This is a genomic window from Psychrobacter alimentarius (genome assembly GCF_001606025.1).
GTDB lineage: Bacteria > Pseudomonadota > Gammaproteobacteria > Pseudomonadales > Moraxellaceae > Psychrobacter > Psychrobacter alimentarius.
On record NZ_CP014945.1, the window covers coordinates 966,924 to 980,217 of the forward strand.

Annotated in this window: 8 protein-coding genes; 3 read left to right on the forward strand and 5 right to left on the reverse strand. The window is 42.4% G+C overall.

Features of this window, described 5'->3' with window-relative positions:
• Positions 1-4: 4 nt before the first annotated feature.
• Complete coding sequence (gene asd, locus A3K91_RS04140) at positions 5-1,138, reverse strand: aspartate-semialdehyde dehydrogenase (protein WP_062844123.1); 1,134 nt, start codon at positions 1,136-1,138, stop codon at positions 5-7.
• A 418-nt stretch (positions 1,139-1,556) separates the two neighbouring features.
• On the opposite strand from asd, the gene A3K91_RS04145 reads away from it, so the two are divergent.
• Positions 1,557-2,690: an endonuclease/exonuclease/phosphatase family protein gene (locus A3K91_RS04145; RefSeq protein WP_179288316.1), complete on the forward strand. Its 1,134-nt coding sequence runs from the start codon at positions 1,557-1,559 to the stop codon at positions 2,688-2,690.
• Positions 2,691-3,122: 432 nt separating this feature from the next.
• Here A3K91_RS04145 and A3K91_RS04150 read toward each other — a convergent pair whose 3' ends face one another.
• Positions 3,123-4,517 carry a peptidylprolyl isomerase gene (locus A3K91_RS04150; protein ID WP_062844125.1) on the reverse strand — a complete coding sequence of 465 codons (1,395 nt, stop codon included), beginning with the start codon at positions 4,515-4,517 and terminating at the stop codon, positions 3,123-3,125.
• 173 nt (positions 4,518-4,690) lie between these two features.
• On the reverse strand, positions 4,691-7,693 hold the full coding sequence (locus A3K91_RS04155; RefSeq protein ID WP_062844126.1) for an LPS-assembly protein LptD: 3,003 nt from the start codon (positions 7,691-7,693) through the stop codon (positions 4,691-4,693).
• 430 nt (positions 7,694-8,123) lie between these two features.
• On the opposite strand from A3K91_RS04155, the gene A3K91_RS04160 reads away from it, so the two are divergent.
• Together A3K91_RS04160 and murU are read left to right on the forward strand one after the other, a co-directional pair.
• Complete coding sequence (locus A3K91_RS04160; protein ID WP_228139908.1) at positions 8,124-9,200, forward strand: aminoglycoside phosphotransferase family protein; 1,077 nt, start codon at positions 8,124-8,126, stop codon at positions 9,198-9,200.
• 111 nt (positions 9,201-9,311) lie between these two features.
• Entirely contained in the window at positions 9,312-10,055 is a 744-nt protein-coding gene (gene murU / locus A3K91_RS04165) for an N-acetylmuramate alpha-1-phosphate uridylyltransferase MurU (RefSeq protein WP_228139909.1), read from the forward strand.
• 295 nt (positions 10,056-10,350) lie between these two features.
• Here the strand turns inward: murU and cydB are convergent, their stop codons facing one another.
• Both cydB and A3K91_RS04175 read right to left on the reverse strand, forming a co-directional pair.
• The gene (gene cydB / locus A3K91_RS04170) at positions 10,351-11,367 is read right to left on the reverse strand and encodes a cytochrome d ubiquinol oxidase subunit II (RefSeq protein WP_062844128.1); all 1,017 of its coding nucleotides are present in this window, start codon (positions 11,365-11,367) and stop codon (positions 10,351-10,353) included.
• Positions 11,367-12,857, reverse strand: coding sequence for a cytochrome ubiquinol oxidase subunit I (locus tag A3K91_RS04175; protein WP_208855371.1), 1,491 nt, complete (start codon positions 12,855-12,857; stop codon positions 11,367-11,369). Before A3K91_RS04175 ends, cydB begins: the two co-directional genes overlap by 1 nt.
• Positions 12,858-13,294: the final 437 nt, after the last annotated feature.

Here is a 13,294-nt window from a genome sequence, read left to right on the forward strand (position 1 = left end):
AAGATTAGCTATTTTGTTCACGAATAATATTAAGCATACGGCGTAACGGTTCAGCGGCGCCCCATAATAATTGGTCACCAACCGTGAAGGCACCTAAGTATTCAGGTCCCATGTTTAGTTTACGCAGACGACCTAGGGCAACAGTCAATGTACCTGTCACTGCTACAGGTGTTAAACGGTTTAAGGTCGCTTCTTTGTCATCTTCAACCAAATCTAGCCATTCGTTACCGCTATTTTTTAGAGCGGCCTCAATCTCTTCTAAGGGAATATCTTTTTTCAACTTAATAGTCAGGCCTTGAGCATGACAGCGCATCGCGCCAATACGTACACACATACCATCGATAGGAATGGTATTGTCTTCTGAGTTGCCAAGTATCTTATTGGTTTCAACACCGCCTTTCCATTCTTCACGCGACTGTTTGTTTTCTAGCTGTACATCAATATAAGGGATCAAGCTGCCTGCCAATGGAACCCCAAAGTATTGCTTAGGAAAGCTGTCTGAGCGCTGAGTTTGAGCGATTTTTTTATCGATATCTAAGATGGCACTAGCAGGATCAGCCAACTCGTCTTTGACGGCATCATGCAACACACCCATGCCACTGATCAGCTCACGCATGTTATTTGCACCAGAGCCGCTTGCCGCTTGGTAAGTCATTGCACTGACCCATTCTACCCAGCCTCTATTGAACAGCTCACCGATTGCCATTAGCATCAATGATACGGTACAGTTACCACCGATAAAGTCTTTTTTGCCTTCAGCCAACGCATCATCGATCACGGTGCGATTGACAGGATCAAGGATGATGATGCTATCGTTTTCCATGCGTAACGTACTTGCTGCATCGATCCAGTAGCCACTCCAACCGCTGTCTCGTAATGGTTGATGAACTTTTGAGGTGTAATCTCCACCTTGACAGGTGATAATCACATCACAGGCAGCTAGTGCATCAATATCATGAGCATCTTTTAATTGGCCAGTTTGAATACCATCAAATTTTGGTGCATCACCACCGGCATTGCTGGTTGAAAAAAACACAGGCGTAATACCGTCGAAGTCTTTTTCTTCAATCATACGTTGTATCAATACTGACCCAACCATACCGCGCCAGCCTACCAAGCCTACTGTCAAATTACCCATGAAATCTAATCCTATTTACAATTAATTATTGCATTACCAGCCGATAACAATGCCGTGAATGGTCACAAAAAGCAAGGCGTTTTGACGATTTTTACGCGTTTTTCATGCACTATTAACTGTGTTTGCTATAACTTTAAGTTATTAACGCCATACCGATATCTGCTCTTCTTATCCCTTTTATCATATGAAAAATCCTTATACATTAGCTTACGGAATATCGAATAAGGCAGACATGATTTTTATATTTTCTGACCGTTGTCGTATAATTAATACGCAATGAGTAGGCGTTAATCTTGTGAGATGATAAAGTAAACCCTAATGCTGGTTCAATTAAGAACAGAAAAGCGCTTGTCAGTGAGCGAATAATGACTATCATTATTGGCTCACCTATTATTTTAATCAACGGTTAATACACATTATGGATCTCTCACTATTATATTATGGCGCACAGTGGTTAGCAGGATTCATCGCATTCATCACAGTTTGGGGGTGGATACCGCTCGATAATTGGTGGGTGCGCGGTGTGGATTTTCCACGCATACAGATTATGGTGCTTGGCGTTATCGCTTGGATTGGTATGATCGCATTTTGGTCAGAGTGGCAACTAGGGCAATGGGTATTGTTTGCAGCTTTATGTGTCACTTTAGCATTCCAGTTTAGAATGGTATTGCCTTATACCAAACTGTGGAAAAAAGAAGTTGAACATGCAAAAAGTGATGCAGAGGGAACCTCACATCATCTTAAAATCATGGTTTCAAATGTACTGACACCAAATGATGAAACGCAAAAGCTGGTTGATCTCGTTAAGCAAAAGCAGCCTGACATTCTTATCACTTTAGAAAGTGATAAAAAATGGGAGCAAGCCCTGCATCAAGTCGAAGCAGATTATCCTTATACCGTGAAAGTACCTTTGGATAATTTGTATGGTATGCATCTATATTCTAAACTTGAATTGATTGACCCTGAAGTCAAATATTTGATGATTGATGACATACCTTCTATACACACCCAGCTGCGGCTTCATAATGGCCGCGTGATCTGGCTATATTGCTTACACCCTATGCCGCCAAGTCCGACAGAGGCAGATAAGTCGACCACTCGTGATGCTGAGCTGTTAATGGTTGGCAAGCATATAAAAGAAAATGAGCAAACCGCGATATTGGCAGGTGATCTCAATGACGTTGCATGGTCAAAGACGACCAGACGCTTTCAGCGCATCTCAGGCTTATTGGACCCGCGTATCGGACGACACTTTATCAATACCTTTCATGTCAAGTATCCGTTTTTACGTTGGGCATTGGATCACCTTTTCCATAGTGCTTGCTTTACGGTGGTGGATATTAGGCGTCTGCCCTCGGTTGGCTCCGATCATTTTCCCGTGATGACCACACTACAATATGAGCCAGAAAAAGAGCAAAAGCAAAAGCAAAATGCGCCTACTGCGGAAGCAGATGATATTAAAGAAACTGACCATAAAATAGAAGAAGGCAAAAAAGAGGGTAAAAAAATCTCAAATGAGAATATAGAAGAGCATGTAAGTCCAGCTTTATAAGTGATAAGTGCAGTGAGCGAAATGAAGATAAAGTTCATCATAAAAATGTAAGCATATGCTTACGTTAAATAAGGTCTTTAGCCTCTAGTGGCCTTATAGTGATTGCACTACAATAAAACCATCAACAAAAGGACATGCAAGGATGCATTGTTGAGACAGTACCCTAAACGTTCAGACCAGCCCGCTGTTCTTTTAGTGTACTGTTTGTGACTTAGGATAAGTCAAAATGGAGTAGATAATAATAACAATATGAAGCGTCATAGCCCTGAACCAATCGCCCTAGGTTCGGGGCTATTCTTTGTGTAATGGCTTTAGTTTGTAGACAGTGCTTCACTTACAATGATTAGCGTACAAAAAAAGGATACTTGCATCGACAAGTATCCTTTTTTTAATCAATTATTTTTAATCAAGTATCATGGATTTGTCTATCGACTAACCAAGTATCTGGATATAAGCACCTGCACGCAGCTCTTGTAGCCAATCTTCTTTGGCTTGTGGTGCCAAACGTTGATAAAGAGCTTGACGTGCCATGTTGCGACGATATTGCGTACTGACGTCCTGCTCACGCTTACCTTCTACTTTTAAGATATGCCAGCCAAACTGAGTCTTGAAAGGCGCTGAATAATCACCGACAGTCGTGTTTTTCATCACAGCCTCAAATTGACCGACCATATCTTCTGCACTGACCCAATCAAGATCACCGCCGCGACCAGCTGAACCTGGATCATCTGAATAAGTAGAGGCTAGGTCAGCGAAGTCAGCACCACTACGTAATTGACCATATAGATCATTGATCTTTTGTTCAGCAAGTGCGTCTGTCTGTAGCTCATCAACTTTGACTAAGATATGACGAGTATGCCACTGCGGTATGAGCATCTTATCGCTTTCTTTTTTGTCAGCAAGCTTAATGATGTCAATACCTTCAGGCGTCACTAATGGTGCACTGACAGCGCCAACTTCCAGTTTGGTAATTTCAGTTGATAACTCTGTGGGTAATGAAGCAGCTTTATGAAAGCCCATATCGCCGCCTTGTAACGGGATAGGATAACTGCCTTGGGTAGCAGCAACGGCCTCAGCAACATTAACGTTTGGTGCAAGTAAACGAGTGCGTAAGTCCTCTGCGACTTTTAGCGCCTCTCCGCGTTGAGCTTCTGATAGGCGGCTATAATCATCTATATAAGGCACGCGTACATGAATCGTTTGATACTCGCTTTGATTCAAACGCTTGGCTTCAGGTGAGGCCAAAAACGCATCAATGTCTTGTTCGCTAATACGAACACGACTGCTGATTTGACGTTGTTGTAAAGCCTGAATAGAAGCTTCTTCAATCAATTGTGCACGCAGGGCAGCATAGCTACCAGGTCTTGCTGCGTCTAAACTTTGCTGCAATTCTGATAGACTATTTAGACCTTCTGATTGTGCGATTTGACCAAGGCGCTGATTGATGGCTGATTCATCAGGATTCAAGCCAACACGTTTAATCATAGACAATTGCAATTCGCGCAAGATAAGAGCGTTTAGCACGTCCGACTGCAACTGTGCCGAATTTGGAAGGTTTTCTCCAGCAGCTTGAGCGCGTGCTTGGGTTTGCACGATAGCGTCAACCAATTCACTTTTTAAAATCGCATTTTCATTGACCAAAGCAATAATGCCATCTGTGCTATTGCCTGGAGTCAAACGATTGCTACTGTTTTGCTCAGCAGTGCTCGCTGTTTGCCCTACAGGAGGCTTGACGGTGGCAGCGTGGGCACTCAATGTCAGTGCAAGACTGGCACTCATAGACAGCAATACAGCGCGGCTGGTCTGACGTAAAGAAAAAACTCTCATGATGCTCCTCATCAATGTCATCACATCGGATGGTAGTCGGTTAACGCTATCTGATACTCTCAATAGATAAGTATCAGATAGGATAGTCCATAATAGGGTTGCAGACTGGGTAATACAAAATGCTTTATGAATATTTATACAAACGATCTTTTAACCTGACAAAGAATACTTTATCAGTCTTTCCATGCAGTTTGGACAGGTTCAAAGCCCAAAACCTTGTCAGACAGTAAGCGTGTCAAGCGACTGCTGCCACTGCCAAGCCCATTTAATCTGATCTCTGCCATAATCGCTTGCGTTGGTTTGTCTTTAACATTTAGGTCATTATAGTAACGACGACCATAAACCGCAAAACCAAAACAACAATCCTCATAGTCAACACCTACTAACGAATCAAGCATCTTATCACGATTATGATCGTATTGACCCTGAGCCAATATTCGCCAGCTATTATTGATAGGGAAGACAGCTGATGCTGTAAATGCAGCGAGCGGTAGCTGATTCGTGTTTTCGTCACGTTGACGTTTGACGTAACCGACGTTAAATAAGCTATTTTCTGATGGCTGATAACGCAGTTCAGTCGTGATGTAATTTAAGTCATAATCATTGGTGAGCGCGCCACTGACATCCACCCAAAAATTATTATAGGGCTGTGTACTCGTATCCCAAACCATCCCTGAAGAAGAAGACGTAAAGACGGGTTGTTCATTTTCAAGTGTGACACGTCCATCATCGATATAGAATTGTTCCGCTATGCTACCATCAAAACGTGTCACACCCGTTGCGTCGATGTAACGATAATTGACCCCAGGAGTAATCGAATGCAAATCTTGCAAGCGATCATGACCTAAGAACCAACTGTCCGAAAATAACTGCTCGTAGTTAATAGAAGCAATACGCGTGTTAAAGTTGGGAAGCTCGTTTTGGTTTTTATAAGGTGAGTACGTATATTTTAATCGCGGACTGAGCAAGCGATAGCCACCCATAGTGTCATCAAAAGCGCCAAACGGTGAACCTGCTTGATAAAAGTTCAATCCAGCATCAATACTAGCCTGTGGTACAAACACAGATTGACTACCGTCTTCCTCACTCAAATCGTTGTCTGCCAAACTGTCTTCATCATAAGAGGTGTAAAGATGCTGCAAGCTTAGTTTGGGTCTAATGTAACCCCAAGATTTTTCTATTGGATAAGCTGCGCTTAGCTTATTATAAATACGGGCGCCACTTTTTTCATTCTCAGAACCATCATCGATCGACTTTTTAAAGTAAGCAGAGTCTTGTACACCGGTTATGTCGAAATTTTCAAACCAAGGCAGGCGATAATTGAGTTTGAGCTGCGGTAATCGTGAGTAGGGCTTGTCTTTGTCTTGTAATGGCTGTCCACTATCCGTAAAAGCATCCAAAGTCTGAAACGTTTCTACTTTTAATTCGCCATCAACGTAGTCATTGTAATAATTGACGCGAGCACGGCGTGGTAAATTGATGGTACTGTCTGATAAACCCAACGTATCAAAATCGTTGAGATAATCAGCATCTGACACATAGCTGTATTTGGCATCACCGCTCAAACGAGGGATGTCTTTAGACGTCCAGTAATGATCATAGAAGAAGCTGGTACGATCTTCATCATTATATTCTTTATCGTTGGGTAGGTATGAGCCGTTGAAAATCCCTTCGCCATAGTTTTCGGTTAAATAACGAAATTCACCTGAGACCATGGGATTACGATCAGTATAAATGTGGGTATTAAGCGTGGCATCATAGTTGGGTGCAAGATTGAAATAATACGGCACATCAAGTTCAACGCCACTTTCACTACCGATACTCGCGCTTGGCAATAAGAAGCCACTGCTGCGACGACTATCAATTGGAAAGTTAAAATAAGGCAGATAAAATACTGGCACATCAGCAATACGGAAAGTGGTGTTGTAAGCTTCACCGCGACCTGTGTCTGTATCTAAATCAATGCTTTTTGCATCGAACTGCCATTTACGATTGGTCGGCGGGCAGGTGCTAAACATTACCTCATCTAATTCGTACTGACTCTCATTGGGCTTGTTTAGACGCTTAGCATAGCCATGTGCTTGTAGTGCCACACTGGCAAACGCCACATCATTAGCGGTTGATTGTCCAGTTTCAGTGTTGTAAGCCAAGCTGTCTGCAACACCGATGAGGCCTCCTTGAGAGGCTTTATTGGCAAAGTTGCCCTGCGATGTCTTAAGAGAGTTACTCGTAGCATTACTAGATGGCACTTGTTGTCCAGTTGCTTGATCCGTAAACATGACTTTGCCTTGAGCAGCAGCAACGCCTGTGCTTAAATCGACCAAGACCTTTTCTGCTTCTATGTACTGCGTACCCTGATTGACAATAACGTTGCCTGAAAGCTCGGCATAATCGACGTTATTGTAGTAACCGTAGTCTGACTCTGTAAACAAAGGCGCTTGATTGTTTGGAAGACCATCAAGGTTCGGCGCTGGTTGACCATTTGCTGCTCCAGCCTCATTCACGGCACGCTGATAGTTTGGGTTCCCCTTTGGATATACCCATTGACCTTCACAGCGTTGAGCACTATCGATTGAGCTTGGCAACAGCCGCAAGTCTCTACCCACCTTCGGAATGGTTTGTGAGTTAGGTGTCAAAGCATTTTGATTGTCGTCAGTTTCAGTTTCAGTTTCAGTTTCAATATTTGCTGTTTTATCTGCACTGTCCAAAGCTGGTGTATTAGTACTATTATCAGTATCTGGTGTCAGCTCATAAAACTCTGCCAAACGCATCAGACTGTCTTGGATGCTCTCTTCACTGGTCTCACTTTGAGTCGCGTCTGTTATAGAATCCGACACAGCCGTCTCGCTGACTGGTACATCAGTATTTATTTGAGGGTCACTGTTTTCCTCAATATCAGTGATATCCAAAGCATTGCTGTCTAAAGTATTGCTATTTAAATCGCTGTTATTTAAAGCACTACTATTTAAACTGTTGTCATTTAGATTAGTGGTATCTAAGCGACTGTCAGCAAAATCACTATTGTCAGGGCTATGAGTGGCACTATTATCAGTGATTGGTAGCTCTGTTTGCGATGTATTGACATCGTTCAGCGCAGCACTGACAGTGAGGCTGGATAAGCCTAGGGCACCAAATAAAATCAAGCGAATGCTTTGGTAAAGCGGAGAATATAACAAGGGCACACCTATGATTGCAGAGCCTATTGGATTGCGATACTGAGTTTAATAACTGCTGATATATTCTATATGGTACAAACAATACAATAGCGAATGAGCAGCTATTAAATTCCTAATGGGTAATGTAATCTCAAGAATTTAGACGTTTTACATATAATGACGACTAATCATAGTCAAAAAAAACCAAATCAGCTACACTATTTACCAAAATTTATCGTATAGACTGGCTATTTTTTAAATGGTCACTGAGAGAATGCTCAGCGCTAGATACTGAATGATATATCAATATGACTGTTACAGCATCTGTTGTGGCTCAAGACGTTACTATTTTAGCAAGTATTGGTGCGACTTATCACTACTTTAATTGTTTACGACGCATATTTAACTTTTATTACCTTTTATGACTGACCTAATAATTTTAGAGCCTAATATGACTATGACCATTACAAACAATCGCCTTCAGCATTTAGAGCACTGGTTGCAGCAAGTATTTGCTGGCAAAACATTCAATCTTGACAGTTTGCCAGGTGATGCTAGCGCGCGTCAGTATCATCGTCTTCAGCTGTTAGAAGGCAGTGATACGACAGCATCGCGTTATATTGTTATGGATTCTGCTGATGAACAAGACGCCATGCACCAGTTCATCAATGTTGCCAAATTGATGTCCCCAGCGATCAATGTACCCACGCTCATCGCACAAGATGTAGAAAAAGGCTTTTTAGTATTACAAGATTTTGGCGCGGTAGAGTTTGCCCATTTACTTGTCGGTGCAGTGCCTGCTCAAATTGATGAGCATTATCAGCTGGCAATGCAGACATTGATTGCGCTTCAAACTGTTCCGGTTGAGACTGCAAAGGCCCAACATCAATTGCCAGATTATGATGAGGAACTACTAAATCGCGAGATGGATCTATTTAGTGATTGGTTTATACCTTACATCGGTGTAGCCCTTGATAAAACATTGTGGGACAATCTAAAAGCGGCACTGATAAAACAAATTTTGCGCCAGCCTCAAGTTATCGTCCACCGTGATTATCACAGTCGCAATCTTATGCAAGACCAAGCGGATCACTCACGCTTGGGTGTGATCGATTTTCAAGATGCGGTCATAGGTGCTTATACTTATGATTTGGTGTCATTGATACGAGATGCTTATGTTGAGTGGTCAGAGCCTCAAATATCTGAATGGATTAGCGATTTTTGGCAGTTACAAAAGCAAGCAGCGCTCACCACAGCAGATAGTGTTGAGCAGTTTGAAAGTGATGTGAATATCATGGGTGTGCAGCGTCATCTAAAAGTGCTGGGAATATTTATCCGCTTGTCTGAGCGCGATGGCAAAGATCGCTATCTATCTGACATTCCTAAAGTCATGCGTGATTTGATCACCGAGTTAAACTGGTTGGCTGAGCATGGCAACGCTGACATTCAGCAAGCCGTTGTCCCTTTTAACCAATGGCTAGAAAGTGTTGTCTTGCCTGCTTATCAAGACACATTTTCTGCGATATGAGTGCGGTAATATAAGTATTGATAAATCGACACTGATAAATACAGACTACTTATGAGCTGTGGCTGAATATTTAGATCAAGAATTTACATAATACGATAAAAAGGAATATGCATGTCAATGTCATCTACCTCTAAGATTACCCAAGCAATGATTTTGGCTGCGGGTAAGGGGACACGCCTACGTCCATTAACGCTTGAAACCCCAAAGCCATTGGTTAAAGTGGGTGGGCAGCCGCTTATTGTTTGGCATATCAAAGCGTTGCATGCAGCAGGCATCACTGATATTACTATCAATGCGTCATGGCTTGCTGATAAGTTAATGGATACATTGGGCGATGGCTCTCAATATGGCGTCAACCTACATTGGTCCGTTGAAGAAGATGAACCGCTTGAGACAGCAGGTGGTATTTTTCAAGCATTGCAAGCAGGTCAGTTAAGAGATGAGCCCTTTATCTTAGTCAATTCTGACATTTGGACGACGTATGATTTTGGCCAGTTACGAGATTATGCATTGAGTGCTGACCAACAAGCGCATTTATTGTTGATTGACAATCCTGAGCACAATAATGGTGGTGATTTTGCGATTAATAACGGTCTGGCCAGCGAACAAGCAATTGGTGACGCAGACAAATATACATTTGCTGGTATCAGTGTCATCTCTCCCAGATTGATGGATGGTTTGGTGTCAGGACAGCCAGCAGCATTAGGGCCTTTATTAAGACAGGCAATGATAAAATTCCAAATCACTGCTGAAGTCATTACTGATAATTGGATCGATGTTGGTACGCCCGAACGCCTGACACAGGTAAATGAGTTCATTGATAGTAAAGGCGCTGACAATCATTTGGGCGCATAAACCCACTATCAAATAAAAATAGACCCATAAAAAAAGCAGCGTTGATTTCTCGACGCTGCTTTTTTATGGTTTTAGCAATTGTCATCAAACGCCCATTGCTAACTTGATTATTTGGGCAAATATAAAAACAACCAAAAACCCTGCCACATATAAACCAAAAAACCATAACCATTGTGACTGTTTTTTACTAAGCTTTTTCATAAAAACTCCTGATTAGCTCATGAACTGTGATTATCCTACATCAGTAGTAATAACCACAGCGTCAGTCTGACCTGTCATAAGTTGCTATTTACGATTAATACATTGGGTTGTGATCTGTTTTACCCTTAAACGTATAATAAGCAAAAGCGGTATAACTCAAAATAATCGGTAGCATAATGACCGCGCCAATTAACATAAAGGACAACGACGTATCAGCCGCCGCCGCATCATAAATGGTCATTTGATACGGTACGATATAAGGGAATATGGCAAAACAAACCCCAATATAGCCCATCAAAAATAATGCCACAGTCAATAAGAAAGGACGATACTCACGTTCCGTTTTTAAGTCTTTACGCATTAGGAAAAATAACAACAACGCAATAACAGGCATCGGTGCAAGATATAAAATACTTGGCAACATAAACCAGCCTTCGAGTGCATCAATGTCTGAAAAATACATGAACGCAGTCACGACAATCATGGCTACTACTAAGGCAGAAAGCAGCCAACCTGATACTTTACGTGCCCAAACTTGCAATGTATGCTCGGTTTTTATGATGAGCCATGTCGAGCCAAGCAGCGCATAGCCGATAATCATCGCAAACCCACAAACGATGGAGAAAGGTGTCAACCAGTCAAATGGACCACCTGTATAGAGACGGTTACTGGCTTCTAATCCTTGTACTAGCGCTCCAAGCATAATCCCTTGAGAGAACGTCGCAATGACCGAACCGACAAAAAAGAAAGTATCCCACACATGACGACGTGCTGATGATTTAAACCGGAACTCAAACGCGACGCCGCGCATAATGAGTCCAAACAGCATAGCAGTCACGGGCAAATAAAGCCCCGTCATGATGATACCGTAAGCAACTGGGAAGGCGGCAAATAAACCACCCCCGCCCAATACCAACCACGTTTCATTACCATCCCAAAATGGAGCGATTGAGTTCATCATGCGGCTGCGGTTTTTATCAGAACCTGCAAATGGAAACAAAATACCGCAGCCCAAATCAAAGCCATCGAGCAGTACATAAATAAAAACAGCAAGGACGATAAGTCCGCCCCAAATTAAGGGTAAGTCTAATACATCACCGAAGTTAAACATTAGCGTAACCCTCCATCATCGACATCATCAGCAGGCTTACTCATGTCTTCATCATTGTCTTTGGTATTTTCGCCTGCATTTTTATCACCACTCAAAGCCCGACCTTGCGCTTCTGTGACAGAATGCTCATAGAAGTTATCTTCTGATGGGTCTTCATAAGGCTTAGGCCCTTGCGCAATCAGTCGCAAAATATAAAAGCTGCCAGCGCCAAATACAAAAATGTACAATATGATAAAGCCAATGAGTGTCGTTGCGACTTGCTGTGCAGCGACTGGCGACATACTTTCAGCGGTACGAATAACGCCATATACTGTCCACGGTTGACGACCTGTTTCAGTCACAAACCAGCCTGCCAATATAGCGACAAACCCAAGCGGCGTCATCATCATCCATGCACGGTGAAACCAGACGCTATCAGGGCTAAATTGCTGCTTCTTAAAGTATTTATAAAGACTAAATAAGCCGACAAGTACCATTAACATACCAATAGCAACCATGATACGAAATGCCCAAAAGACAACAATAACGACAGGTTGATCTTCAGGTGCCCAGTTTTTTAGGCCTTTAACTTCGCCATCTAGTGAATGGGTAAGAATCAAGCCGGTCACATAAGGAATTTTTACTTCATATTTATTGGTTTGGTTTTCCTGATCAGGAATAGCGAATACACGCAAAGCAGCTCCGCGCTCATCCTCCCAAATACCTTCCATTGCTGCTACTTTGGCAGGTTGATGCTCTAGGGTATTTAGACCATGCTCATCGCCGATGAGTACTTGAGCCGGTGCCACAAAAATTGCCATAATCATCGCCATACCTAGCATGATACGACCATGACGACGGTGCTCAATATGTTTTTTAGATTGAAGATAGTAAGCACCGATACCACCAACGACAAAGGCGGTCGTTAAGAATGCGGCTGTCATCATATGAGCGTAGCGGTAAGGAAATGACGGGTTAAATATGATTTCAAGCCAGTCAGTAGGGTATAGCAACCCATCTGCGCCCATCATGAAACCTTGCGGTGTTTGCATAAAGCTATTGGCAGCCAAAATCCAAAATCCTGAAATCAGCGTACCAATAGCGACAATGGCAGTTGAGGCAAAATGCATGCGCTTACTAACGCGGCCCCAACCGAATAGCATAATGCCGAGGAAAGAAGCTTCCAAGAAAAACGCCGTCAACACTTCATAGGCAAGTAGTGGACCTAAGACGTTCCCCGCTTTATCAGAAAACACAGCCCAGTTGGTGCCGAACTGGTATGACATGACCACGCCCGATACCACACCTAAACCAAACACCACGGCAAATATTTTTACCCAGTGTTTATAGACTTCAGCATAAATAGGGTCGCCAGTTTTTAACCAACGGTATTCAAGCACCGTAAGCCAGCTGGCAAGTCCGATGGAAAAAGCGGGAAAGACGATATGGAAAGAGATAACGAAAGCGAACTGGATGCGTGCGAGTAAGAGCGCATCAAGCTGGTCAATCATAAACGTAGCGAACATAAATGGTTACCCTTATCTGTTACCTGAACAGCGCTAGCTTCCATAAAACGCTTAAGTAACTGTCCGTAATTGTCTGTAGACTAAAATGACAAGTATTACGGCAGTAGCTCAGTGTCGGCTAGCGAGCAACATTAGAGACAAAGTGCAGCTAGGCTAACAACTGTTTAGTTGGATTGAATAACTTACATCCTTATAAATTAATGTATTGTCGTACGGATTAATATCTTGCTATCGTGTATTAGAGATATATTATGCGCTTACCTAGATATACACGCAAGCTAAGCTATGTCATAGTTACATACCTAACAGTCATCTAAAAATACTAAAATCATCCTCAAAAACTTGAATAAATACCATTCAATAACAAGGGGTTACTAAATAGATAGTATGGTCAAAAATGTCTATAACTGATCACGAAATGA